This window comes from Aeromonas sp. s5 (assembly GCF_040907865.1).
Lineage (GTDB): Bacteria > Pseudomonadota > Gammaproteobacteria > Enterobacterales > Aeromonadaceae > Aeromonas > Aeromonas dhakensis.
This window is the reverse complement of the sequence record NZ_JBFOCO010000033.1, coordinates 135,350-161,035: the sequence shown is the minus strand read 5'-3', so window position 1 is coordinate 161,035 and position 25,686 is coordinate 135,350. Positions and strand designations below refer to the sequence as shown.

At 60.3% G+C, this 25,686-nt stretch carries 19 protein-coding genes; 12 read left to right on the top strand and 7 right to left on the bottom strand.

The genetic code is table 11. The annotated features are described in order from the left end of the window. Positions 1-2: 2 nt before the first annotated feature. The 3 genes from oppB to AB5Y94_RS20075 form a co-directional block, all read right to left on the bottom strand. On the bottom strand, positions 3-923 hold the full coding sequence (gene oppB / locus AB5Y94_RS20085; protein ID WP_005302198.1) for an oligopeptide ABC transporter permease OppB: 921 nt from the start codon (positions 921-923) through the stop codon (positions 3-5). 97 nt (positions 924-1,020) lie between these two features. After that, a complete protein-coding gene (locus AB5Y94_RS20080) occupies positions 1,021-2,640 on the bottom strand; it encodes an ABC transporter substrate-binding protein (RefSeq protein WP_017764221.1) in 1,620 nt (539 codons plus the stop codon). A gap of 279 nt (positions 2,641-2,919) precedes the next feature. Next, complete coding sequence (locus AB5Y94_RS20075) at positions 2,920-3,555, bottom strand: YchE family NAAT transporter (protein WP_005302204.1); 636 nt, start codon at positions 3,553-3,555, stop codon at positions 2,920-2,922. Positions 3,556-3,824: 269 nt separating this feature from the next. Here AB5Y94_RS20075 and AB5Y94_RS20070 point away from each other — a divergent pair, with 269 nt between their 5' ends. The 11 genes from AB5Y94_RS20070 to AB5Y94_RS20020 all read left to right on the top strand — a co-directional run bounded on the left by AB5Y94_RS20070 (position 3,825) and on the right by AB5Y94_RS20020 (position 18,606). Further along, entirely contained in the window at positions 3,825-4,457 is a 633-nt protein-coding gene (locus tag AB5Y94_RS20070; RefSeq protein WP_005302208.1) for a 2OG-Fe dioxygenase family protein, read from the top strand. A 295-nt stretch (positions 4,458-4,752) separates the two neighbouring features. Beyond that, positions 4,753-7,416 (top strand): bifunctional acetaldehyde-CoA/alcohol dehydrogenase, encoded by a 2,664-nt coding sequence (adhE, locus tag AB5Y94_RS20065; RefSeq protein WP_005302211.1) that lies wholly within the window; start codon positions 4,753-4,755, stop codon positions 7,414-7,416. A 109-nt stretch (positions 7,417-7,525) separates the two neighbouring features. Next, the gene (locus AB5Y94_RS20060) at positions 7,526-8,761 is read left to right on the top strand and encodes an HD-GYP domain-containing protein (RefSeq protein WP_005302214.1); all 1,236 of its coding nucleotides are present in this window, start codon (positions 7,526-7,528) and stop codon (positions 8,759-8,761) included. A 353-nt stretch (positions 8,762-9,114) separates the two neighbouring features. After that, a complete protein-coding gene (locus AB5Y94_RS20055; protein WP_005302216.1) occupies positions 9,115-10,785 on the top strand; it encodes a sensor histidine kinase in 1,671 nt (556 codons plus the stop codon). 52 nt (positions 10,786-10,837) lie between these two features. Then, positions 10,838-11,542, top strand: coding sequence for a two-component system response regulator BtsR (gene btsR / locus AB5Y94_RS20050; RefSeq protein ID WP_195879240.1), 705 nt, complete (start codon positions 10,838-10,840; stop codon positions 11,540-11,542). Between the two features lie 140 nt (positions 11,543-11,682). Further along, positions 11,683-13,104 (top strand): carbon starvation protein A, encoded by a 1,422-nt coding sequence (locus AB5Y94_RS20045; RefSeq protein WP_010633644.1) that lies wholly within the window; start codon positions 11,683-11,685, stop codon positions 13,102-13,104. 288 nt (positions 13,105-13,392) lie between these two features. Beyond that, positions 13,393-13,725: a DUF3302 domain-containing protein gene (locus AB5Y94_RS20040; protein WP_005302225.1), complete on the top strand. Its 333-nt coding sequence runs from the start codon at positions 13,393-13,395 to the stop codon at positions 13,723-13,725. 2 nt (positions 13,726-13,727) lie between these two features. Further along, positions 13,728-14,765, top strand: a complete 1,038-nt coding sequence (locus AB5Y94_RS20035) for an HlyD family secretion protein (RefSeq protein WP_005302227.1) — start codon at positions 13,728-13,730, stop codon at positions 14,763-14,765. 113 nt (positions 14,766-14,878) lie between these two features. Further along, a complete protein-coding gene (locus AB5Y94_RS20030) occupies positions 14,879-16,639 on the top strand; it encodes a DEAD/DEAH box helicase (protein WP_368206699.1) in 1,761 nt (586 codons plus the stop codon). 124 nt (positions 16,640-16,763) lie between these two features. Then, positions 16,764-18,200 carry a D-alanyl-D-alanine carboxypeptidase/D-alanyl-D-alanine-endopeptidase gene (gene dacB / locus AB5Y94_RS20025; RefSeq protein WP_010633641.1) on the top strand — a complete coding sequence of 479 codons (1,437 nt, stop codon included), beginning with the start codon at positions 16,764-16,766 and terminating at the stop codon, positions 18,198-18,200. A gap of 142 nt (positions 18,201-18,342) precedes the next feature. Next, complete coding sequence (locus AB5Y94_RS20020) at positions 18,343-18,606, top strand: GrxA family glutaredoxin (protein ID WP_010633640.1); 264 nt, start codon at positions 18,343-18,345, stop codon at positions 18,604-18,606. Between the two features lie 57 nt (positions 18,607-18,663). Here AB5Y94_RS20020 and AB5Y94_RS20015 read toward each other — a convergent pair whose 3' ends face one another. Next, positions 18,664-18,876, bottom strand: a complete 213-nt coding sequence (locus AB5Y94_RS20015; protein ID WP_368206409.1) for a DUF1653 domain-containing protein — start codon at positions 18,874-18,876, stop codon at positions 18,664-18,666. Positions 18,877-19,256: 380 nt separating this feature from the next. On the opposite strand from AB5Y94_RS20015, the gene AB5Y94_RS20010 reads away from it, so the two are divergent. Further along, the gene (locus tag AB5Y94_RS20010) at positions 19,257-20,471 is read left to right on the top strand and encodes a pyridoxal phosphate-dependent aminotransferase (protein ID WP_005302243.1); all 1,215 of its coding nucleotides are present in this window, start codon (positions 19,257-19,259) and stop codon (positions 20,469-20,471) included. Between the two features lie 131 nt (positions 20,472-20,602). On the opposite strand, the gene AB5Y94_RS20005 is transcribed toward AB5Y94_RS20010, so the two are convergent. The 3 genes from AB5Y94_RS20005 to fabV all read right to left on the bottom strand — a co-directional run bounded on the left by AB5Y94_RS20005 (position 20,603) and on the right by fabV (position 25,497). Next, complete coding sequence (locus AB5Y94_RS20005) at positions 20,603-22,234, bottom strand: mechanosensitive ion channel family protein (protein ID WP_201971250.1); 1,632 nt, start codon at positions 22,232-22,234, stop codon at positions 20,603-20,605. Between the two features lie 430 nt (positions 22,235-22,664). After that, positions 22,665-24,140: a YfcC family protein gene (locus AB5Y94_RS20000; protein WP_042050680.1), complete on the bottom strand. Its 1,476-nt coding sequence runs from the start codon at positions 24,138-24,140 to the stop codon at positions 22,665-22,667. Between the two features lie 163 nt (positions 24,141-24,303). Continuing rightward, a complete protein-coding gene (fabV, locus tag AB5Y94_RS19995; RefSeq protein WP_017764212.1) occupies positions 24,304-25,497 on the bottom strand; it encodes an enoyl-ACP reductase FabV in 1,194 nt (397 codons plus the stop codon). Positions 25,498-25,686: the final 189 nt, after the last annotated feature.

Genomic DNA, 25,686 nt, shown 5'->3' with positions numbered 1-25,686 from the left:
GCTTAGTAACGGATCTTGGGATCGATAAAGGCATAGAGAATATCGACCACGGCGTTAAAGGTGATGGTGAGGGCACCGACCAGAATGGTCAGACCGAGCACCATGGAGTAATCACGGTTGAGAGCACCGTTGACGAACAGCTGGCCAATCCCCGGCAGACCGAAGATGGTCTCGATCACCACGGAACCCGTGATGATGCCGACGAAGGCAGGGCCCAGGTAGGAGACCACCGGCAGCATGGCCGGGCGCAGCGCGTGTTTCAGGATGATGTGGCGCAGCGGCAGTCCCTTGGCGCGGGCGGTACGGATGAAGTTGGAGTTCATTGTCTCGATCATGCTGCCCCGCATGATCCGCGAGATGGCGGAGATGTAATACATCATCATGCCGAACACCGGCAGCACCATGAACTGCACGCCACCACCCTGCCAGCCACCGGCCGGGAACCAGCCCAGATGGATACTGAAGAACAGCACCAGCAGGGGCGCCAGCACAAAGCCCGGGATCACCACCCCGGCCATGGCCGACGACATCAACAGGTAGTCGATGACGGTATTCTGTTTGAGGGCGGCAATGGTGCCGAAGGTGACCCCCAGCGTCACCGCAAACAGAAAGGCGAAGGAGCCTATCTTGGCGGAAACCGGCAGTGCCTGGCTCACCAGATCATTGACGGTGAAGTCCTTGTACTTGAAGGAAGGACCGAGATCCCCCTGCACCAGGTTGCCCAGATAGGTGAGATATTGCACCCCGATCGGCTTGTCGAGGCCATATTTGGCTTCGATGTTGGCCATCACTTCGGGTGGCAGGGTGCGTTCGCTGCTGAAGGGGTTACCCGGCGCGAAACGCATCATGAAGAAGGAGACGGTGATCAAGACCAGCAGAGTCGGGATCGCTTCCAGTAGACGTTTAAAAATGAATTTCAACATAGACAATTCCTGTCCTGTACTGCTTCCAAAGGGTCGCGGTTGTAATAAAGGCCCGCCGTCTGGCGGGCCCTGCTTGTTATGCGACTTGTAACGAAAATCAGTGGGCGATGATGTACATGTCTTTGCTGTACAGGTTGTCCAGCGGGTTGGCCGGATAGCCGCCCACGTAGGGCTTGACCATACGGGAAGTCACGTACTGATAGATGGGGGCAATCGGCATGTCCTTGGCCAGGATCTCTTCAGCCTGGACGTAGAGCTTGTTGCGCGCCTCGGCATCCACCTGGTTGCGCGACTCGTTCATCAGCTTGTCGAACGCCAGGTTGGAGTATTTGCCGTCGTTGTTGCCGTGGGTGGTCTGCATCAGATCCAGCATGGAGGAGGCTTCGTTGTAGTCGGCGATCCAGCCGGCACGGCCCACGTCAAACTGACCCTGTTTCTTGGTCTCCAGGTAGGTTTTCCACTCCTGGTTGACCAGGCTCACCTGCACGCCCAGCTTCTTCCACATGGAGGCCACGGCAACCGCCACCTTCTTGTGGTTGTCGTCGGTGTTGTAGAGCAGCTCGAACTTGAGCGGCTTGCCTGGACCGAAACCGGCTTCGGTCAGCAGCTCTTTCGCCTTGGCATCGCGCTCTGCCTGGGTCAGCTTGGACCAGGCCGGCGCCACCGGCTTGAAGCCATCCACGAAATCAGGGACCAGGGTGTAGCCCGGGGTTTCCCCCTTGCCCATCACCTTGTCGGCGATCACGTTGCGGTCGATGGCATAGGAGAGCGCGGTACGCACCCGAACATCATCAAACGGCTTCTTCTTGAAGTTGTACTGGTAGTAGTAGGTACCGACGTAGCCGCTCACCTTCACCTCGTTCGGCAGATCCTTCTTCATCTGCTTGAAGCGCTCGATGGGCATGTTGTAGGTGAGATCCACTTCGCCGGCCAGATAGCGGTTCAGCTCGGCGTTGGTGGACTGGATCGGCAGATAGGTCACCTTGTTGATGACGGTCTTGGCGTCGTTCCAGTAGTTTTTGTTGCGTTCGACGTCGACGCGCTCGTTGACCACCCAATCCTTCAGCACATAGGCGCCGTTGGATACCATGTTGCCGGGCTGGGTCCACTTGTCACCGAACTTCTCGATCACCTTCTTCGGCACCGGGTAGGTGGTGGTGTGGGAGAGCATGCTGACGAAGTAAGGCACCGCCTTCTCCAGCTGCACCTCGAAGGTGTAGTCGTCCACCGCCTTCACGCCCAGCGTATCTGACGGCTTCTTGCCGGCAATGATGTCGGAGGCGTTGACGATGGTCGGGATCTCCAGATACCAGGAGTAGGGAGAGGCGGTTTTCGGATCGACGGCCCGTTTGAAGGCATATTCGAAGTCGTGGGCAGTGACCGGATCCCCGTTGGACCACTTGGCGTTTTTACGCAGGTGGAAGACGAAGTGTTTGTTGTCCTTGGTTTCCCAGGACTCGGCCATGGCGGGGAGCACTTCCCCCTTGGGGCCGGAGGAAACGAGACCTTCGAACAGGTCACGCAGAATATTGGATTCAACCGTTCCTTCGGTTTTGTGCGGGTCGAGGGTTGCGGGCTCGGAGCCGTTGCCTTTCACCAGCTGCTGAACCTCAGCCAGCTTGGTACCTGCGGGCACATCGGCGGCTTGTGCCGCGTTGACACCGCCAAACAGAGCTGCCACCAATAGGGTATTAATCATTGTTTTTTTATGAGTCATTTCCATACTCCACAAGAACATTCCATGCATTTTTCCATCAACGAGATAAGTACCCCGCTGCCAGCATAATTCCCTGACATTTCTGATAATGCAATAGATATCGTCAGGCAGGACTGGACTTCATGGTCAAAAAAGCAGCTTTTGACCAATTATTCAGAATTTAAATATCCCGTAATGGACGTTTTTTATACAAACCCGCTCGATTCTAGGAAATGACCAACAAAAAAGAAACAATAAAAAGCCGGTCACAAGGACCGGCTCCAACAAAACAGACCTGAATCACATCAATCCGGGGAAGACCCCCTTGATCCCCGCCACCATGATCTCGATACCCAGCGACATCATGATGAGACCCATGATCCGGGTCACCACGTTGATGCCGGTGTTACCCATCACCTTGAACAGCAGGGGGGCGGCGCGGAAGATGAGCCAGGAGCAGAAGGCAAACACCATCACCACCAGCGACATGCCCAGCATCTGGGACCAGGTGCTCTGACTGGCGTAGACGATGGAGGAGGAGATGGCACCTGGGCCCGCCATCAACGGCAGCGCCAGCGGCACCACAGCGACAGATTCCCGCGCGGCCAGTTCCCCTTTCTCCTGTTTGTTGTGCTTCACCTCCCCCAGCTTGCCCTGCAGCATGGACCAGGCGATCAGGGTGATGAGCGAGCCGCCGGCGATGCGAAAGGAGGCCAGCGAGATGCCAAACCCGTCCAGGATCAGTTGCCCCATGGACATGGAGACCAGCAGGATGATCATCACCGCAATGTTGGCGGTGGTGTTAGTCTTCATCCGCTCTTCCGGCGTCTGATGGCTGGTCAGGCTGACGAACACAGGCAGCAAGCCGAGCGGGTTGATGATCGCAAACAAACCGATGAAAAACTTCAGATATAAAGAGACGTCAATCGCTGCCATAGGCGCCATCCAGAAGTAGTACGAGGCCCTGTGGGCCACCCCGATAAACCGAGCGTAAATTTACATCATGCCCGAAACCTTCACCAATCAAATAATCTCACCCTTTCCGTGGCTTTTCAGTTAGTTCCTCTAATGCATCGACAAAATTCGACAGATTGAATTGTTAATAAAGATTGTCGCGATTTAACACTCTGATAAAATCGCTTCGAGTTTTATCCGGCCATGGAGTTTGGCCGCAACATTTCATCTCAGCAAACAAGGATTTCGTGATGATTGATACGGACATCAAGTTGCAGTGGCACCTGGATGCACTGCCCGCAGGCACCCTGACCCCATTGCAGGGCTTCTTCGGGCGACTGCCGGTTGATCCCTACATTCAGGGCAGCTTTCGCCAGCGCCGCTACGGCCGGGTGGAGAAAGAAGGCTCCCGCTTTCAGCCTCTCGACAACGGCGTCTTCTTTCAGGCGGCCGCCATCAACAAGTTTCTGGGGGATGTGCCCAGAACCTATGCCGAGCTGGAGCCTGCCTTCGTCGCTCACCCCTCCTTTATACAGCTGCTGAAACTGTTCGCCCGTCACACCCGGCTGGAAGACGGTCAGGCCATCGGCATTCACCAGATGCGCATCGTCACCGGTGAAGGAGAGAGCGTCCCGCCCGCGCCGGAGGGGGTGCACCAGGATGGCTTTGACTTCATCGGGGTCTTCTTCTGCGGCAGCGAAGGGGTCAGCGGCGGCGCCTTGCAGCTCTATCATGGATTAAAAGAACAACCATTTTTCCAACAACAATTAAACGTCGGTGAGTATCTGATCCTGGATGATCGCCGTTTCTATCACAACGCCGCCCCCATTCTGCCCCTGGGCACGGACCGGGGACATTGGGACGTGATCGTGCTAACTGCTTGAAAAATGGCGCGTGAGCCCCTGTTCACGCACCATTCATCCCGCCTCTGGCTCACTAAACAACTGCGCAACATCTGGCAAACATGTATTGTGAAACAAAATTTCTTTTGTTCTTTTGTTACACATGATCCAGATCAAGTTTTTCTGAGTCAGCCCCGCTCTATAATCGACTCAGAAAGCGATTTAGTAAGGCATGTAAATACCCCGTTGTGGTGATTCTGTTCTTGACAGGGCATCTATAATTGCCGGGCATTGCCAAGGTCTTACTAAACAGTTTTCAAATCATCAGGAGATAAACATGGCAGTAACCAATTTGGCTGAACTGGATGCACTGGTTGCCCGCGTCAAAGAAGCGCAGCGTGAATTCGCCAGCTTCTCGCAAGAGCAGGTAGACAAGATCTTCCGTGCCGCCGCCCTGGCCGCCAACAACGCCCGTATCCCCCTGGCCCAGATGGCCGTGGAAGAGTCCGGTATGGGTATCATCGAAGACAAGGTTATCAAGAACCACTTCGCCTCCGAATACATCTACAACAAGTACAAAGAAGAGAAGACCTGCGGCATCCTCAGCGAAGATGACGAGATGGGTACCATCACCATCGCCGAGCCGGTAGGCATCATCTGCGGTATCGTACCGACCACCAACCCGACCTCCACCGCGATCTTCAAGTCCCTGATCTCTCTGAAGACCCGTAACGCCATCATCTTCTCCCCGCACCCCCGTGCCAAAAACTCCACCAATACCGCTGCCAAGCTGGTACTGGATGCAGCCATTGCCGCCGGTGCACCGAAAGACATCATCGGCTGGATTGACCAACCCTCTGTTGAGCTCTCCAACGCCCTGATGAAGCACAACGACATCAACCTGATCCTGGCCACCGGTGGCCCGGGCATGGTGAAGGCCGCCTACTCCTCCGGTAAACCCGCCATCGGCGTAGGTGCCGGTAACGTACCGGTCGTCATCGACGAAACCGCCGATGTGAAGCGTGCCGTCGCCTCCATCCTGATGTCCAAGACCTTCGACAACGGCGTGGTCTGTGCCTCCGAGCAAGCCGCCATCGTGGTCGACTCCGTCTACGACCAGGTGAAAGAGCGTTTCGCCACTCACAATGGTTATGTGCTGTCCAAGGAAGAAGCCGACAAGGTCCGCAAGGTCATCCTGATCAACGGCGCCATGAACGCCAACATCGTGGGTCAGCCTGCGGTCAAGATCGCCGAAATGTCTGGCGTCACCGTGCCTGCCAACACCAAGATCCTGATCGGTGAAGGCGTGAAGATCTGTGAAGAGGAAGAGTTCGCTCACGAGAAGCTCTCCCCGACCCTGGGTCTGTTCCGTGCCAAGAACTTCGAAGAAGCCGTCGAGATGGCCTGCGACATGGTCAACCTGGGTGGTATCGGCCACACCTCCGGTCTCTATACCGACCAGGATCGCAACGCCGACCGCATCAAGTACTTCGGCGACAAGATGAAGACTGCCCGTATTCTGATCAACACCCCGACCACTCAGGGTGGTATCGGTGACCTGTACAACTTCGCGATGGCACCGTCTCTGACGCTGGGCTGCGGCTCCTGGGGCGGCAACTCCATCTCCGAGAACGTGGGTCCCAAGCACCTGATCAACAAGAAGACAGTCGCAAAACGGGCAGAAAACATGCTGTGGCACAAACTTCCGAAATCCATCTACTTCCGTCGTGGCTCCCTGCCGATCGCTCTGGGCGACCTGGAAGGTAAGAAACGCGCCATGATCGTGACCGACCGCTTCCTGTTCAACAACGGCTACGCCGACGAAGTGGTTCGTCTGCTCAAGGGCCTGAAGATGGAAGTGGAAGTGTTCTACGAAGTCGAAGCCGACCCGACCCTGTCCGTGGTGCGCAAGGGTGCCGAAATGGCCAACTCCTTCAAGCCGGACGTGATCGTCGCCCTGGGCGGTGGTTCACCGATGGATGCGGCCAAGATCATGTGGGTGATGTACGAGCACCCGAACACTGCGTTCGAAGATCTGGCCATGCGCTTCATGGACATCCGCAAGCGTATCTACAAGTTCCCGAAAATGGGCGTGAAGGCCGAACTGGTCTGCATCACCACCACGTCCGGTACCGGTTCTGAAGTGACCCCGTTTGCGGTCGTGACCGACGACGCCACCGGCGTGAAATACCCGCTGGCCGACTACGAGCTGACCCCGAACATGGCCATCGTCGACGCCAACCTGGTGATGGGCATGCCCAAGTCCCTGTGCGCCTTCGGTGGTATCGATGCCGTGACCCACGCCATGGAAGCCTATGTTTCCGTGCTGGCCAACGAGTACTCCGACGGTCAGGCACTGCAAGCCCTGAAACTGCTGAAGGACTACCTGCCCTCCAGCTACCTGAACGGTGCCAACGACCCGATCGCTCGTGAGAAGGTACACAACGCGGCCACCATCGCCGGTATCGCGTTCGCCAACGCCTTCCTGGGTGTGTGCCACTCCATGGCCCACAAGCTGGGTGCCGAGTTCCACATCCCGCACGGCCTGGCCAACGCCCTGCTGATCAGCAACGTCATCCGCTACAACGCGAACGACAACCCGACCAAGCAGACCGCGTTCTCCCAGTACGACCGTCCGCAGGCTCGTCGTCGCTACGCCGAAGTGGCCGACCACCTGGGTCTGACCGCCGCCGGTGACCGTACCGCCGCCAAGATCGAGAAGCTGCTGGTATGGCTGGACGAGCTGAAGGCAACCCTGGGTATCCCGGCCTCCATCCGTGAAGCCGGTGTCGCCGAGGCCGACTTCCTGGCCAAGGTTGACCAGCTGGCCGTGGAAGCCTTCGATGACCAGTGCACCGGCGCCAACCCGCGCTACCCGCTGATCAGCGAGCTGAAAGCCATCCTGCTGGACACCTACTACGGCCGTCCGTTCACCGAGGAGGCCCAAGTTGCCGCCAAGGTTGATGCCAAAGTAGAAGGCAAGAAGAAGTCCAAAGCCTGATAAGCTGAGTCGACTCGAGAGCCCGCGCACATGCGCGGGCTTTTTTGTTTGTCTATCTGCTTAATTTTGCTAGCTTGTTCATAGGCATTCATGAAATGCGAGCGAGCGTATGGCGCTGATACAGGCATCCATAGAACAGTTGCGGGTCGGTCACTATATCCATCTTCCCACGGGATGGACCAATCACCCTTTTATGTTCAATGCCTTCAAGATCAAGGATCAACAGCAACTCGACATCATCCGCCACCTTGATCTCAATCTGCTGATGGTCGACCCCGACAAGAGCGACCTCCCTCTCGAGCCCCTGTTGCGTGGCGATATTCCGAGCCCAGGCCCCGATCTCTCCGTTGTCGAAGAGCCGGAGGATAGCGGCCCTCCCCCGTTTGACGAGAAGGCATTTCGTCGCTCCCTGCGCGCCGCCGACAAGGCCTTCGGCCAGTCCATGTCCGAGCTGCGCGATGCCCTGGGCGCCCTCAACCTCAAGCCGGACGAAGGGCTCGCCAACACGGCGCAGATTGTGCGCAACGCTGCCGCCCGCATCAGCGCCCACGAGGGCCCACTCGGGCTGCACCTCATTCGCAGCCCCCATACCGACATCCTGCTGCAGCACAGCCTGAACGTGGCCTTCATCGCCATGTTGATGGCACGGGAGCTGGGCATGACTCCCATCGAGATCGAGGAGACCGGCCTGGCCGGGCTGGTGCACGACATTGGCGAGCTGAAGATCCCGACCCAGATCACCCAGAAGCGGGGGGAACTCAACAAGTCGGAGCAGAACTTCCTCAAGATGCACCCCCAGTACGGACTGGAGATGCTGACCCAGTTGCAGGCCTTCGAGCCCAAGATCCGTCAGGTGGCCCACCTGCATCACGAGCGGCTCGACGGCAGCGGTTTTCCCCTTGGCATCAAGGGGGGGGAGATCCCGCCGCTGGCACGGATCATCGGGTTGGTGGATTACTATGACGAGCTGCTGCACCCGCGCAACAGCGCGACACCGGCGGCGCCGAGCCAGGCCATCAGCCAGCTCTACAAGCTGTCGCAAAAGAAATTCGACCAGGATCTGGTCAAGCTGCTGATCAAGGTACTGGGGGTCTATCCGCCGGGCTCCCTGGTGCTGCTCTCCGACGACTCGGTGGCCCTGGTGCTCTCCACCGAACCCACCATGCCCCTCAAACCCAAGGTGTTGCCCTACATCAAGGCACAACGACCGGAAGGGGTGGCCATGGTCGACCTGCGGGAGGATGAGCGCACCATCAAATCCTTTCTCAAGCAGGAAGATCTGGACGAAGGGCAGCGTCTGTTTTTCAACCTGACCCGACGCTTCTGTTACTATTTTGCATTCTGAGTTATCCCCAGAAGCTGGGGATAACTCATTGGACAAACCTGAATAATTGCCCGATTACCCTCAAAATGGTTTGCCACGTCCCCTGGATAAAAAACGCCCGACCTGCTGGTCGGGCGGAGCATGCCACCTCCGTGTGGCGTATCCAACGGATACATTCATGCTCAATTCAGCAATATCAATCCTTGGGCAATTACACAAATATCAATTTAACATGCTGATTTGATATGGTTTTATTCCGCGTTTCTGGCACACTTCGCCGGCGTTATGGCCAGAATGGCCCACAGAACAAGATCCTGATCACATTTATTCAAGACTGCCGCTTTTTTCGGCACGGACTCTGAGGAACGTTTTTTATGCAGTTGGTCCTCTCCCTGCTTCAACAGATGAGCGTCAGTCTGGTCATCGCCTACCTCTTTTCCAAGAGTCCGCTGCTGCGCCCACTGACCAACTATTCGGTCAGGCTGCCCCACAAGGTGCTGATTTACCTCATATTCTCCTGCTTCTGCATTCTGGGTACCTATGTGGGGCTGGATATCGACGATGCCATCGCCAATACCCGCGCCGTGGGCGCCGTGCTGGGGGGACTGCTGGGAGGCCCGCTGGTGGGATTTCTGGTGGGACTGACCGGCGGGATACACCGTTATACCCTGGGGGGATTCACCGATCTCGCCTGCGCCATCTCCACCACCTGCGAAGGCTTGCTGGGCGGACTGGTGCACTGGCGACTGATGCGGGCAGGCAAGATGGATGCGTTGTTCGAGCCGCGCATCGCCTTCTTCACCACCCTCTACGCCGAGATCATGCAGATGGTGATCATCCTGCTGGTAGCCAGCCCGTTCGACAAATCCCTGCTGCTGGTGCGCACCATCGCCACCCCCATGATCCTCGCCAACTCCTGCGGTGCGGCCCTCTTCATCAGCATGATCCGCGACCAGCAGCGGATGTACGAGAAGTTCTCCCGGGTTTTTTCCGCCAAGGCGCTCACCATCGCCAACCGCACCGTGGGGATCATGAGCCAGGGGTTTACCCCCGAGGCCAGCACCCGCATCGCCCAGATAGTGCAGGAGGAGACCGGGGTCGGTGCGGTCGCCATCACGGATACCGACAAGATCCTCGCCTTCATCGGCATCGGCGAGGATCACCACAAGCCGGGTACCCCCATCACCTCCGCCATCACCATGCAGGCCATCGCCCAGAACAAGGTGCTGTTTGCCGACGGCAACAGCCAGCCCTACCGCTGCAGCATCTCGCCCCAGTGCCAGCTCGGCTCTGTGCTGGTGATCCCGCTGCACGGCGACGAGGGGGTGATCGGCACCATCAAGCTCTATGAACCCAAGAAGCGGCTGTTTCTCAAGATCAACCACACCCTGGGAGAAGGGATCGCCAACCTGCTCTCTCAGCAGCTGCTGACCGGCCGGCTGGAGCAGCAGCAGCGGCTGCTGGTGCAGTCCGAGCTCAAGCTGGTGCAGGCCCAGATCAACCCCCATTTTCTGTTCAACACCCTCAACACCATCAGCGCCATCACCCGGCGCGAGCCCGAGCGGGCGCGTCAGCTGCTGCTCCACCTCTCCCTGTTCTTTCGCAAGAACCTCAAGCGCCAGAGCGGGCTGGCCACCCTGCAGGAGGAGCAGGAGCACTGCCAATCCTATCTGGAGATCGAGCTGGCCCGCTTTGGCGACCGGCTGACGGTGCAAAACGACATCCCGCCCGATCTCGCCGGCCTCAAGCTGCCGAGCTTCACTCTGCAGCCACTGATTGAAAACGCCATCAAGCACGGCATCTCCACCCTGCTGGAGCAGGGGCGCATTCGCCTCTACACCGAGCAGACGGCGGATCGGGTCACCATTCACGTCGAAGACAATGCCGGCACCTGGCAGGAGAAACCGGCCGGTGACGGGCTCGGCATGACCCTGGTGGATCGGCGCCTCAAGAGCGCCTTCGGCAACCGCTACGGCCTGAGCGTCAGCTGCGAGCCCGACTGCTGGACCCGGGTTTCCGTCACCCTGCCCAGGGAAGCGCCATGATCCGGCCGTCACACCAAGCCAGTTTTGTCCCCCAGCCACGCAGGAGAACACCATGATCCGCACCCTCATCGTCGATGACGAGCCGTATGCCCGCGAGGAGCTGATGCAGCAGCTGGCCGCCGAGCCCGATATCGAGCTGCTGGGGACGGCCGCCAACGCCATCGAGGCGCTGCCGCTCATTCAGCGGCTCAGACCCGACGTGGTGTTTCTCGACATCCAGATGCCCAAGCTGAGCGGCATGGAGCTGGTGGCCATGCTCGATCCCCTGCCCCGCATCGTGTTCGTGACCGCGTTTGACGACTATGCCATCCAGGCGTTCGAGGAGAACGCCTTCGACTACCTGCTCAAGCCGGTGGAGCCGGCCCGCCTCGCCAAGACGCTGGCGCGGCTGAGACAGGATCTCAGCCCGCAGCCCATGACGGCGATCGCCCCCACCATTCGCCACATTCCGGGCTACCTGCACAACCGGGTGCGGCTGCTGCCCATCGAACAGGTGGAGTACGCCTTCTCCGATCTCGGCGGCGTGCACGTCGCCAGCCAGGGTGAGCTGTTTCACACCCAGCTCACCCTCAAATCACTGGAAGAGAAGACCCCGCTGCTGCGCTGCCACCGCCAGTATCTGGTGGCCCCGACCGCCATCTTCGAAATCCGGCTGCTGGAGAATCAGCTGGCGGAGATAGTGACCCCGAGCGGTGCCCAGGTGCCGGTCAGCCGCCGCTACCTGAAGGAGTTGAAGGAGCAGCTCGGGCTGGAGTGAGCCGCGCGGTGTGAGCCGGATCACGAGCGCCAACCGCTCGGGTCGCCATACGGCCGCTCGCCCCTTTTTACCTGCCGTTAACAGTGCAAGCCCCTACACTGGCCGCGCACACCAAAAAATAACAAAGCAGGAGCGTAGCAATGATCTGGTTCTTCCTCTGTGTCGGCTTGCTGATAGCCGGCTACTTCGTATACGGCAAATTCATCGAGCGGATATTCGGGCCAAAACCCGAGCTGAAAACCCCCGCCATCACCATGGCGGACGGGGTGGACTATGTTCCCATGTCGGACAAGAAGGTCTACCTGGTGCAGCTGCTCAACATCGCAGGCGTCGGCCCCATCTTCGGCCCCATCCTGGGTGCCCTCTACGGCCCGGTCGCCATGCTCTGGATCGTCTTCGGCTGCATCTTCGCCGGCGCGGTTCACGACTACTTCTCCGGCATGCTGTCGGTACGCGCCAAGGGCGCCTCTGTACCGACCGTGGTTGGTGAGCACCTGGGCACCGCCGCCAAGCACTTCATGAACCTGTTTGCCGTGGTGCTGTTGATGCTGGTGGGCGTGGTGTTCGTGCTGAGCCCGGCGGGCCTCTTGGCCAACCTCACCTCCACCGACCTGGTCTACTGGATTGTGGCCATCTTCGCCTACTACATCCTGGCGACCATAGTCCCCATCGACAAGATCATCGGCCGCTTCTACCCCATCTTCGGCGCCCTGCTGGTGTTCATGTCGGTCGGCCTCATCATCGGCCTCATCGTCTCCGGCAAAGGCTTCTACAACACCGGGATGGACTTCTCCAACCTGCACCCGACCGAGCTGCCGCTCTGGCCGCTGCTGTTCATCACCATCGCCTGCGGCGCCGTGTCCGGTTTTCACGCCACCCAGTCCCCGCTGATGGCGCGCTGCATGCAGAACGAGAAATCCGGCCGCTTCATCTTCTACGGGGCCATGATCGGTGAAGGCATCATCGCCCTCATCTGGTGCACCCTGGGGCTCTCCTTCTACGACAGCACAGAAGCGCTCAACGCCACCCTGGCAAGCGGCGGTCCCTCTGCCGTGGTGCACGAGGTCTCCACCAGCCTGCTCGGCACCGTTGGTGGCATCCTGGCCATCCTCGGTGTGGTGATCCTGCCCATCACCTCCGGTGACACGGCGTTTCGCAGCGCCCGCCTCATCGTGGCGGACTTCCTCAACCTGACCCAGAAACCGATGGCCAAGCGACTGCTGATCGCCATCCCCATGTTCATCCTCGGTTTCATCATCTCCAAGGCCGAATTCGGGGTGATCTGGCGCTACTTTGGCTGGGCCAACCAGACCACCGCCGTGATGATGCTGTGGGCCGCCGCCGCCTACCTCGCCAAAGAGGGCAAGCTGCACTGGGTCTGCACCCTGCCGGCCATGTTCATGACCGCCGTGGTGTTCACCTATCTGGCCAACGCCCCCATCGGGTTCGGACTGGAGATGGGCGTCTCCACCCTCATCGGTCTGGCCAGCACTCTGGTGGTGACCGTCGCCTTCCTGATGAAGTTCAGACCCGCCCTGATCGGCAAGGCCAGCGAAAGCTGATCCACGCCAAACATGTCAGAAAAGGAGCCATAAAGGCTCCTTTTTTTGCTGCTAATTTCCCCTCACTGATGCCATACTCCCTGCGTAAGTCCTTGTCATGGATACGACTTTATGGACTCGCCCCAATAATACCGTCATCTATCTTGACGATTTCGAAGCCACTTAAGCTTCAGTACAACAAGATTGCTTAAGATTTCGGGCCCAACAGGATGGAAACCCGGTTGCTGGTTGTGTTGCAGAACCCGGGATCCAATGACAATGCTGTGCGTCACGCCGGTGGAGGCATAAATGACACTCGATTATTTTGCTCTTGGTCTGCTTTTTTTTGTGGGTTTGGTCATCTTTTACGGGGTCATCGTCATTCACGACATTCCCTATGAAATAGCCAAGCATCGTCAGCATCCCCATCAGGATGCCATTCACGTGGCAGGCTGGGTCAGCCTGTTTACCCTGCACGTGCTGTGGCCCTTCCTCTGGATCTGGGCGACCCTCTACCGGGAGGATCGGGGCTGGGGCTTTACCCAGCGTATCGAGCGCGACGAGAAGCATCTCGCCGAGCTCAAGGATGAGGTCGCCGCCCTGCGCAGCCGCCTCGATCAGCTGACCCAAGAGAAGGAGTGATCATGGATCTCTTGCTGGTACTCACCTACACCGCCATCTGTGTAGCTGTCTTCAAAATCTTCCGCATCCCGCTCAACAAGTGGACCGTGCCCACCGCAGTGCTCGGCGGCGTGCTGCTCATCGGCACCCTCATCATGCTGATGAACTACAACCACCCCTACTCCGAGATGGCGCGCAACTACTATGTCTCCACCCCCATCGTTCCCCTGGTCAAGGGCCGGGTCAGCGAGGTCGCGGTCAAGCCGGACCAGAAGGTGAAGAAGGGTGACGTGCTGTTTCGTATCGACGACGAGCCGTTCCGCCAGCGCGCCGCGAGCCTGGAGGCCAGGGTCAGCTCCAACGAGGAGCACCTAAAATCCATCGAGGCGCGTATGCGCTCGGCCAAGCTCGACCGGGATCGTGCCGCCGAGCTGATGCGCCGCGGCATCGGCAAGCAGCGTGATCTGGACGTGACCCAGGCCAACGTCGACGATCTGGTCGCCCAGCTCGATCAGCAACAAGCCACCCTGGACGATGTACGGGCCCAGCTGCGCGAAGCCAAGTACCAGCTCGACCAGACCGTGGTCTATGCCCCGAGCGACGGCCATGTGGTACAGCTGGCCCTGCGCCCGGGCATGATCGCCACCCCCTTCATGTATCGCCCTGTGATGACCTTCATCCACGAGGACGACAATGCCTACGTCGGCTGGTTCTGGCAAAACAGCATGCAGCGCCTGGCGGTAGGGGACGAGGCCGAAGTGGTGATCGACGGCATCCCCGGCAAGATCTTCAAGGGTGAAGTAGAAGCAGTGATCCCCGCCATCGCCTCGGGCAACGTGCAGGCCAATGCCGCGCTGATCGACCAGAGCTCGGCGGTGATCCCCGGCCGCCTGCCGGTGCGCATCAAGATCACCGACCCGCGCTGGCAGGAGTATCAGGTGATAGCCGGCTCCAGCGGTCAGGCTGCCATCTACACCAAGCATTTCCATCACGTGGCCATCATGCGCAAGGTACTGCTGCGCATGGCCAGCTGGATGAACTACATCTTCCCCTTCCACTAAGCCGCAACGACGCAGCCAGCGGGCCGGCACCATGCCGGCCCGCTGTTTTTTGGCGCCAAGTTCCCTATAATGGCGCCACCCTGCTCCGCCCCTCGTCGATGTACCCAGCCTGCATGTTCGTGCTCAGACCCTACCAGACCGACGCCGTCAACGCCGTCATCAGCCACTTTCGCAAGCACCCAGATCCCGCCGTGGTGGTGCTGCCCACCGGGGCCGGCAAGAGTCTGGTGATCGCCGAGCTGGCCCGCAAGGCGCGCGGCCGGGTGCTGGTGCTGGCTCACGTCAAGGAGCTGGTGGAGCAGAACCACGCCAAGTACGAAGCCTGGGGGCTCCAGGCCGACATCTTCGCCGCCGGGCTCAATCGCAAGGAGGCCCGCGCCCAGGTGGTGTTCGGCTCGGTGCAGTCGGTGGCGCGCAATCTGGACGCCTTCGACGGCGCTTTTTCTCTGCTCATCATCGACGAGTGCCACCGGGTCTCGCTCGATGATGACAGCCAGTACCATCAGGTGTTAGGCCACCTCAAGGCCGCCAATCCGGCCCTCAAGATCCTCGGCCTCACCGCCACCCCCTATCGGCTCGGGCTGGGCTGGATCTACCGGCGCCACTACCACGGCATGGTCAAGAGCCACGGCGAGCGGCTGTTCGGCGACTGCGTGTTCGAGCTGCCGCTGCGCTTCATGGTCAAGAACGGCTACCTGACGCCGCCGCGCATGGTGGATGCCCCCATCGTCCACTACGACTTCAGCCGGCTGGTACCGCGGGAGAATGGCCTCTTCAGCGAGGCGGATCTCAACGGCGAGCTCAAGCGTCAGGAGCGGGTCACCCCCCATATCCTGAGCCAGGTACTGGAGTATGCCCGCGATCGGCAGGGGGTGATGATCTTCGCCGCCACCGTCGAGCATGCCCGGGAAATTCACGGCCTGCTGGGTGCCAGAGGGGAGCAGGCGGCCCTCATCACAGGTGACACCCCGGGGCCGGAGCGCGACGCCCTCATCAGCGCCTTCAAGGCGCGCGAGCTCAAGTTTCTGGTCAACGTGGCGGTGCTCACCACCGGCTTCGATGCCCCCCACGTCGACCTCATCGTGATGCTGCGCCCCACCGAGTCGGTCTCCCTCTACCAGCAGATCGTGGGCAGGGGCCTGCGCCTGTCGCCCGGCAAGACCGACTGTCTGGTGCTCGACTATGCGGGCAACAACTTCAACCTGTTTGCCCCCGAAGTGGGGGAGCCCAGACCCCATGCCGGCACCGAGCCGGTGCAGGTGCCCTGTCCCGCCTGCGGCTTTGCCAACACCTTCTGGGGCAAGACCGACGAGGATGGCAAGGTGATCGAGCACTACGGCCGCCGCTGTCAGGGGCTGTTTGAAGATGACGAGGGCAACCGCGAGGAGTGCGACTACCGCTTTCGCGCCAAGATCTGCCCCGCCTGCGGCAGTGAAAACGACATCGCCGCCCGCCGTTGCCAGAGCTGCGATCAGTTGCTGGTGGACCCTGACGACAAGCTCAAGGAGGCGCTCAATCTCAAGGACTGCATGGTGATCCGCTGCGCGGGGCTGACCTTGACGGCCGGGCGCGGCAAACAGGGGGAGCGGCTGGAGGTGGTCTATCACGACGAGGATGGCCTCACCCTCAATGAGTACTTCGGATTTCACTCGGCAGGCGCACGGCGCTTGTTTCAACAGCACTTTGTGCGTCATCATTGGCCCGCCCCGGGGCTGGAGCCCGAATTTGCCACTCTGGCGAGCGTGCTGGCGGTGGAACACCAGTTTCGCCACCCCGATTTTGTCATCGCCCGCAAGTCAGGGCGCTTCTGGCAGATCAAAGAGAAGATTTTTGATTATGACGGCCGCTATCGCACCGCCAATTCACTGGCGTGATGGCGACCGGCATAAGGCGTATGAATTGCGTTGCCACGGCCGAACAGGCATCGGCGGGTACAACAAGGTTTGAGTTATCAGGGCCGGCCCACTGCCGGGCCCCTTCGTCACGTTAGAGGATGTTATGCAGCGGCTGTTGATTGGTTTTTGTGCTCTCTTTTCCCTGGCGGCCCAGGCCGCCCCGCTGACGCCCCCCCAGGGGGGCCAGTACGCCATAGTGGTGCAGGGCAACAACGGCATCGAGTTTGCCCGCCATGCGGATCAGATGATCGCCCCCGCCTCCACCATGAAGGTGCTCACCGCGCTGGCGGCCCGTCTCGAGCTCGGCGCCGACTTCCGCTTCGCCACCGACATCCAGGCCCAACCTGGCGCCAAGCAGGGCAATGTCATCAACGGTGATATCTGGATCAACTTCGTCGGCGACCCCACCCTGTCACGGATGGACCTGCTGGCCCTGTTCAAGCAACTCGGCGTCAACCAGATCAAGGGCAACGTCTACGTCAACACCGGTGCCTACAACGGCTACGAGCGCGGCAACGGCTGGTCCTGGGGGGATCAGACCCTCTGCTTCGCCGCCCCCGTCTCCTCGGTCATCATCGACAAGAACTGCGCCTACGCCACCATCACCGCCACCCAGATCGGCAAGCCGGCGGTGGGCAACGTGGCCACCGGGGTCCCCATCGGGGTCGGTGCCGACAACGTGGAGGTGATGAGCTATGGCGACATGGCGCGCCAGTTCTGTGCGCTGGAAGTGGACATGGCCAAGGGCAACTTCTACGAGCTCAAGGGCTGCATCACCCCGAACAAGGAGCCCCAGGGGCTGCGTTTCGCCATCCACGACGTGGAAGCCTGGGGCTGGGACAACATCCGCTGGGCCATGGACCGGGCCGGCATCAAGCATGACGGCCTGCTGCGCGTTACCCACAAGTCGCCGGACAATGCCGAAACCCTGGGGACCCACTACTCGGTTTCCCTGCCGGTGATGCTGGCCAAGATGTTGAAGAAATCGGACAACCTCTACGCCGATACCTTCCTCAAGACCGTCGGCCGCCACTACTACAACAAGCCGGGCAGCTATCGCAGCGGCACCATGGCGGTGCGCGCCATCCTGACCAAGAACGGCATCGATCTGGGCAACGCCACCCTGGCCGACGGCTCGGGCCTCTCCGCCCACAACCTCATCAGCGCCCGCCAGATGCTGTCGGTGCTCAACTTCATCCAGAAAAATGATGCCGAACTCGGTCTCATCAAGCTGCTGCCAAGCTCCCAGGTGGACGGCACCCTGGCCTGGCGGCGCAGCGTCACCGCCCCCATGATGAAGAACAAGGTGCATGCCAAGACCGGCACCATCACCGGCACCTCCAACCTGGTGGGCTTCATCGACACCGCCGGCGGCCAGCGCAAGGCGTTCGTGATGTTCCAGCGCGGCCTGTCGCAGGATCCGGCCACCCACGAGCGTTACCGCGCCAGCAAGGCCCCCTGGCCCTGGACCGTGTTCGAGAAAGGGGTGCTGGAGAGCATCTACCAGCAGCAGCCGATCCAGATCGCCGATGAGGGGTGATCCGCTGCGAGGTGAGTGACGATGACGGCCGGCGCAGTGCGCCTTATCGAAGATGGCGAACGGCCGTATCGACAATTTCCACTTTGACTAGTCACGAGGCGGGGCTATCCTGTGCCCAGCCTCAAATGAATGGAGAGAGAACATGTTTGCAGTGATTTTTGGTCGTCCCGGTTGCCCCTATTGTGTCCGTGCCAAGCAGATTGCCGAGCAACTGGTCGAACAGCGTGACGATTTCAAATTCCGCTACGTGGACATCCACGCCGAGGGCATCACCAAGGAAGATCTGGCCAAGAGCGCCGGCAAGCCGGTCAATACCGTGCCGCAAATCTTCCTGGACGAGCAGCACATCGGTGGCTGCACCGATTTCGAAGCCTATGCCAAAGAGAACCTGGGTCTCTACCAGTAAGCTCACGTTGTAAAAAAGGCGCCATCAGGCGCCTTTTTTCATGGTCGTTCCCCGGCGTCACTCCGCCACCGGGCTGAAGCGGCTCACCACCTGACCCTGATGCTCGATCCACTCCATGAACATGACCACGGGACGGGCATAGACGGCGCCATTCTGCTCCGATTGATAGACCACCAGCTGCTCCCCCGTCTCGGTGTGCAAGGCCAAGGTCAGCACCTGATAATAACCACCCTTGAAGTGACGATAACGACCGGCGGCGGGGGCTTGCATGATGACTTCTCCATGGTGTGGGTAGGGGGTCCGGACAGGCCTGACAGCACGCGTCAGCTCCTGTTTTTGGCCGCCGTGGGCAAAAAGAACGGCATTTTTCACGCAAGCCAATCGTGCCAGCGAGCGTGAATATTTCAACACAGTCGGGTAGCTTTGTTAATGAGCCCCTCATCTTTCACTGGATAACCTTGGTTAACACAAACGATCGTGCTGAATTTAACGTTTTTGCAACCCTGTTTCAGGGATAAAAATCAGGGAATTCTACTAAAAAGAGGATTGTTCTAGCATTCAATTCTGTGAAGAATAGGGGAAAAGAAATTTGATACTAAAAACCGCCTTTTTCGCCAACGCGTCCCCATGGGGAAGGAATCACAGTCACCATGTTCACAATCGACAAGTCGCACAAGCTCGACGATGTCTGCTATGACATCCGCGGCCCGGTGCATAAAGAAGCTCGCCGTCTCGAAGACGAAGGCCACCGCATCATCAAGCTCAACATCGGCAACCCGGCTCCGTTCGGCTTCGAAGCGCCGGAAGAGATCATCAAGGATGTGATCCTCAACATGCCCCAGAGCCAGGGCTACTGCGACTCCAAGGGGCTCTTCTCCGCCCGCAAGGCGGTGATGCAGTACTACCAGCAGAAGGGAATGCGCAAGGTCGACATCGACGACATCTACATCGGCAACGGCGCCAGCGAGCTCATCGTGATGGCGATGCAGGCGCTGCTCAACAACGGCGACGAGATGCTGGTGCCCTCCCCTGACTACCCGCTCTGGACCGCGGCAGTGACCCTCTCCGGCGGCCATGCGGTGCACTACCGCTGCGACGAAGGGGCCGACTGGTATCCGGATCTCGACGACATCCGCGCCCGTATCACCCCGCGCACCCGCGGCCTGGTGCTGATCAACCCCAACAACCCGACCGGCGCCGTCTACGGCAGCGAGTTTTTGCTGGAGGTGATCGAAATCGCCCGCCAGCACAACCTCATCATCTTCGCCGACGAGATTTACGACAAGATCCTCTACGACGACATCTCCCACACCAGCGTCTGCACCCTGTGCGACGATGTGATGGTGGTGACCTTCAACGGCCTCTCCAAGGCCTACCGCGCCTGCGGCTTCCGCCAGGGCTGGATGGTCATCACCGGACCCAAGGGCCGTGCCAAAGGCTATATCGAGGGGCTGGAGATGCTGGCCTCCATGCGGCTGTGTGCCAACGTGCCGATGCAGCACGCCATCCAGACCGCCCTGGGTGGCTACCAGAGCATCAACGAGCTGATCCTGCCGGGCGGGCGCCTGCGCCGCCAGCGTGACAAGGCCTGGGAGCTTTTGAACGAGATCCCCGGGGTCTCCTGCGTCAAGCCCAAGGGGGCGCTCTACATGTTCCCACGCCTCGATCCCAAGGTGTACGACATTCGCGACGACCAGAAGATGGTGTTTGACCTGTTGCAGCAGGAGAAGCTCTTGCTGGTGCAGGGCACCGGCTTCAACTGGCCGGCCCCGGATCACTTCCGGCTGGTGTTCCTGCCCCGCGAAGAGGAGCTGGAAGAGGCCATCGGCCGCCTCGCCCGCTTCCTCAAGGGCTACAAGCAGTAACCGCAACGCGGCGTCTGCCCTGGCCTGCTGCCCGCCAGCAGCAGGCCGACCATAAAAAAATCCGAAGCGGTCTGCACCGCTTCGGATTTTTTTATGGCGAGAGAGTCCCGTCGCAAGGCCCGCGTTGCGGGCTATTTCTCCCCGGTGGCCACTTCGACAGGCGGCACGGCAGGAGCCTGATACCACTGCTCGCGGGGCACCAGCACGGCCTGCTCCGGCTGAGCCACGAAATTGGGGGACATGATCTGCACCCCGAACTCGTTGAACACATCCTGGATGTGGCCGTGCAGCTCGGTTCTGACCGGACCGGGCAACAGCCCCTCTTTCATCCGCACCTGCAGCTCGTACTCCACGTACCAGTCCTGCAGATTGAGCTGGCGCACCAGCGGGGCCTGCTCCTGATTGATCAGCTGGCAGCGCCTGGCCGCCAGCTCCAGCATGGCGTGCACCTGACGCCAGGGAGTGTCATAGCCGATGGTGACCTTGGTGAGCAGGGCAATGCCCTTGTCGCTTGCCAGTCGGCTCAGGTTGGTCACCTTGCCCCCCACCACCACGGCGTTGGGCAGGGTCACCTCGTGATCGTGGCGCGTCACCAGCTTGGTCGAGAGGGCGCTCAGCTCGGTGACGACCCCCTCCACCTCCCCTATCTGCACCAGATCCCCCGGCCGCAGGGCCCGCGAGTAGATCAGCACCAGGCCGCTCATGGCATGGTTCATGATCCCGGCCGAGCCCAGGGTCACCATCAGACCGAAGAAGACACTCACCCCCTTGAAGGCGTCCGAATCCGCCCCCGGCAGATAGGGATAGGCGACGGTCAGGGCAAACAGCCAGATCACCACCGAGAGCAGACGGCGGGTCGCCCCTATCGTCTCGGAGTGCAGCCCCTGCACCCGGAAATGGCCGCGCTCGATGCGCGCGAAGATGACCGCCAGCATGCGGATGAACAGCTTGGTCAGCACGAAGATGACCAGCACGGTCGCCAGCCCCGGCATGGCGGCGACGATCCCGCCCAGGATGTTGCTGCACAGCTCCAGCAGGGAGGAGCCCAGCTGATCGCTCCAGATCCGGGTATGCGGGAACAGCCCCAGCACATAGGTGAGCCAGCCATAGGTGAGCAGCAGGATCACCAGCCAGGTGAACACGCCGATGACGCGGATCTCCAGGTTGCCGAGCACCTGGCGCCATTGATGGGGGATCAGCCCCTTCTGTTGCAGCAGGTTGTTGGCGAACCAGCGACGTGCCCGCTGGTGCCCCCGTCGCAGCAGCTGCACCACCATCAGAAACAGCAGGGTCACCAGCAGCGTCTTGCCCGCCGCCTTGAGCAGGTAGGTGTTGGAGTGCAGCTCCAGCACCTTGACCCGCACATTTTCCAGCCGCAGCCGCACCCGCTCTGCGGCCTGATCCAGGGTCAGCTCATCGAGCCACTCCAGATCTTTTTCCAACAACACCAGCAGGTGCTTGTCATTGAGTCTGAACTCTCTGGCCTCCTGACCGAGGCGGGTCGAGCTGACCACGGTCACCGGATGGGTCAGATCCTCGGGCTGCAGTTGCCTTACCCGCTCCTTGACGATCCGCACCCGGGCCGCCCCGTCCAGGCGACCAAACTTCGCCTGCAGCATCACTATGGGTTCGTGAAACAGGGTCAGGGTCTGGGCCTGCTCCTGCTCGGTCGGCTCCAGTCTCGGCTCCGCCGCCCACCCGCTATCGACCATGAGCAGGGCCAGCAGCATCCCTGCCAGCCTGATGATCCCTCTGTGCCCCATAACCTCTCCCTCGTGACCGTCAGGTTTCATCATGATGACCACGTTCGGCAACGGACGGGGCAACGGCCCCCTATCCCTCTCCTGGCGTCATCCATGACACATAGGGCTCATCGCCCTCGCTTGCAAAAAATCGAGTCATAACAAAGATCACCAGCAGTAATAGCACTGCCGTCGCGGCGGCGAAAGGGGCGACATCGCATTCTGCCACTGTGCTCACTTCGCCTGTCTGGCGCCTCAGTCAGGACTCATATTGGTATGCTGCCAGAGGCACGCATAAAAATGAATGCCATGGCATCCTCTTCCTGATCCATCGCGCGTCAAGGTGGCGAGCCAGCGGCTGCCTCTCTCTGCTCTGCGCGACATGAGTAAACAACAGGGCCGCTCAACCCTGGCTGAGCGGCCCTGTTTCATCGAGACGGTGGTCTGCTTATCACCCCTGCAGCAGGGCCCCGGACACCAGCACCGCCATGGTGATGAGGGCCACCCCTATGATGAAGGGCAACACCCAGCGCACGAAGCGATCGTAGGGGATCCTGGCGAGCGCCAGCCCCGCCACCAGGTGGGCGGCGGTGGGGGCGAACAGGTTGATCCAGCCGGAGGCGGACTGATAGGCGGTGATCACCAGATCCCGCGATATGCCGGAGAAGTCAGCCAGCGGCCCCATCAGCGGCATGGAGACAGTCGCCAGCCCCGAGGTGGAGGGGATGAAGAAGCTTAGAATGATGTGTACCAGATAGGCCATCAGGATGAACACCGATGATGACAGCCCGCTCACCAGCCCCTCGGCCCAGTGCAAGATGGTGTCGATGATGACGCCGTGCTCCATCACCACATAGATGCCGCGCGCCACCGCCACCACCAGCGCCACCCCGATGAGATCCCGCGCCCCGTTCAGAAAGGTTGCCACATAGTTGGACTCCGGCATCCGGTTGATCAGCGCAATCAGGATGGAGGCGCTGAAGAAGAGGGTGGAGAGCTCGTCGAACCACCAGCCCAGGGTGGGCAGCAGGTCGATGCCCAGATCGGACCAGGGCACCACCGCATAGATCATCAGCAAGAAGGTGCCGAAGAAGACCAGCATGGTGAGCTTCTGCTTGCCGCTGAAGGCGAGGTTGCCGCTCTTCATCTGGGAGAACTCGTCGTCATAGGCGATGTCGGCCAGCACGGAGCGGGACTTATCCTGCTGCACCTGCTTGGCGTAGCGCATCACGAACCAGGAGGCGAAGATCACCAGCAGCAGCCATTGCACGACCCGCAGGCCAATCCCCTCACCGATGGGGATGCCGGCAAAACCGGAGGCGATGCCGGTGGCAAACGGGTTGACGGTGGAGGCGAGCACCCCGACCCCGGAGCCGAGCAGGATGATCCCCGCCGCTACCATGCGATCGAAGCCCGCCGCCATCATTACCGGAACGATCAGCGCCCAGAAGGCCACCGTCTCCTCCGCCATGCCGAAGGTGGAGCCGCCGAGGGCAAACAGGGCGATCAGCACCGGGATGAGCAGCCGCTCGCGCCCGGCAAAGGCACGGACGATGGCCCCTACCCCGGCATCGAGCGCCCCGCTCTGCATGGTCACCGCCAGAAAGCCACCGATGATGAGCACGAACAGCGCCACGTCCGCCGCCTTGTGAAAGCCCTGAATGGGTGCCTTGAGCACATCGAATAGCCCCTGCGGCTGGGAGGGGAGCTCGGTGTAGCTGCCTGGCACCGGTAACAGCCGCTCGTCGCCGCTGTAATCGGCCACGGCCGCCGCCGCCACCGGCTGCTGGCTCTTGGCGGTCACATAGTTGTATTTGCCCGCCGGCAGCACCCAGGTGAGGGCCGCCATCAGGGCGATGATGATGAAAAGCAGGGTGTAAACCGTGGGGAGTTGGCGCTTCTTGGGCGCGTCATTTGGAGTGGTCATAGCTTCCGTACCTCGGCAATGCCGTCATGTGATCCGATCACCGCCAGACTAGCGGGTTTGATATGGGAAAAAGGTGATCGCGGATAATAAAATTTCGCAACCTGGCGGGATTTTTGCAAAAAAAACAGGGCCCCGCAGGGCCCCGTTTTCACTTGGGTCAGACTCAGAGTTCGACCACGTCGAACTGCACGTCCGGATTCACGTCCGCGTCGTAATCCACCTCGTCCAGCCCGAAACCGAACAGGCGCAGGAACTCCTGCTTGTAGCCGGTGTAATCGGTCAGATCCGAGAGGTTCTCGCTGGTGATGGACGGCCACAGGTCGCGGCAGGTCTGCTGTACGTCTTCGCGCAGCTCCCAGTCATCCATGCGGATGCGGGCCTGCTCGTCCAGCGCCAGATCGGCACCGTACAGACGGGTGCGCATCATGCGATCCACCTGCTCCATGCAGCCCTCGTGAATGCCCTTCTCCTTCATGATCTTGAACGCCATGGAGATGTAGAGCGGCATCACCGGAATGGCGCTTGATGCCTGGGTCACCACGGATTTGAGCACGGCCACGTGGGCGGTGCCGCCCTTGGCAGCCAGATCGCCACGGATGGCGGCGGCGGCGCGGTCCAGATCTTCCTTGGCGCGGCCCAGGGTGCCATGCCAGTAGATGGGCCAGGTCAGATCGGTACCGATGTAGGAGTAGGCCACGGACTTGGCGCCGTCGGCCAGCACGCCCGCATCGCGCAGGGCAGCCATCCACAGCTCCCAGTCCTGACCGCCCATGACGGTGATGGTGTTCTGGATCTCTTCCTCGTTCGCCGGCTCGACGGTGGCGGTGATGATCTGATCCTTGTTGGTGTCGATGGCGGTGGTGGTGTAGACCTCGCCGATGGGTTTGAGGGCGGAGCGCACCACTTCACCGGTTTCCGGCATCTTGCGCACCGGAGAGGCCAGGGAGTAGACCACCAGATCAATCTGACCCAGATCCTGCTTGATGAGCTCGATCACCTTGGCGCGGCATTCGTTGGAGAAGGCATCGCCGTTGACACTTTTCGCGTACAGACCTGCCTCTTTGGCGGCCTTGTCGAAGGCGGCGGAGTTGTACCAGCCGGCGGTACCGGTCTTGGTTTCGCTGCCCGCTTTTTCAAAGAAGACGCCGAGGGTGGCGGCGCCGGAGCCGAAGGCGGCGGCAATGCGAGACGCCAGGCCATAACCTGTGGAGGCACCGATCACCAGCACCTTCTTGGGACCATTCTCGATGGTGCCCTTGGCCTGGGTATAGGCAATCTGACGACGAACATTGGCTTCGCAACCGACCGGGTGAGTGGTGGTGCAGATAAAGCCGCGAACCTTGGGTTTGATGATCATGTGTTGTCTCTTATCCGTTTGATGGATGAAATCGGGGCATAAGATACCTCATCTTGCCGCGATAAGGTGCTCTGATGTGTTGAATCGCAGGGAAAATGTGTAGCCCGCCGCCGAAAATGAAAAAGACTGGCGGGGAAAATGAAAAGCTACCAGCTCGGCAGTTTATCAAACTTGATGACTCAGGAATCA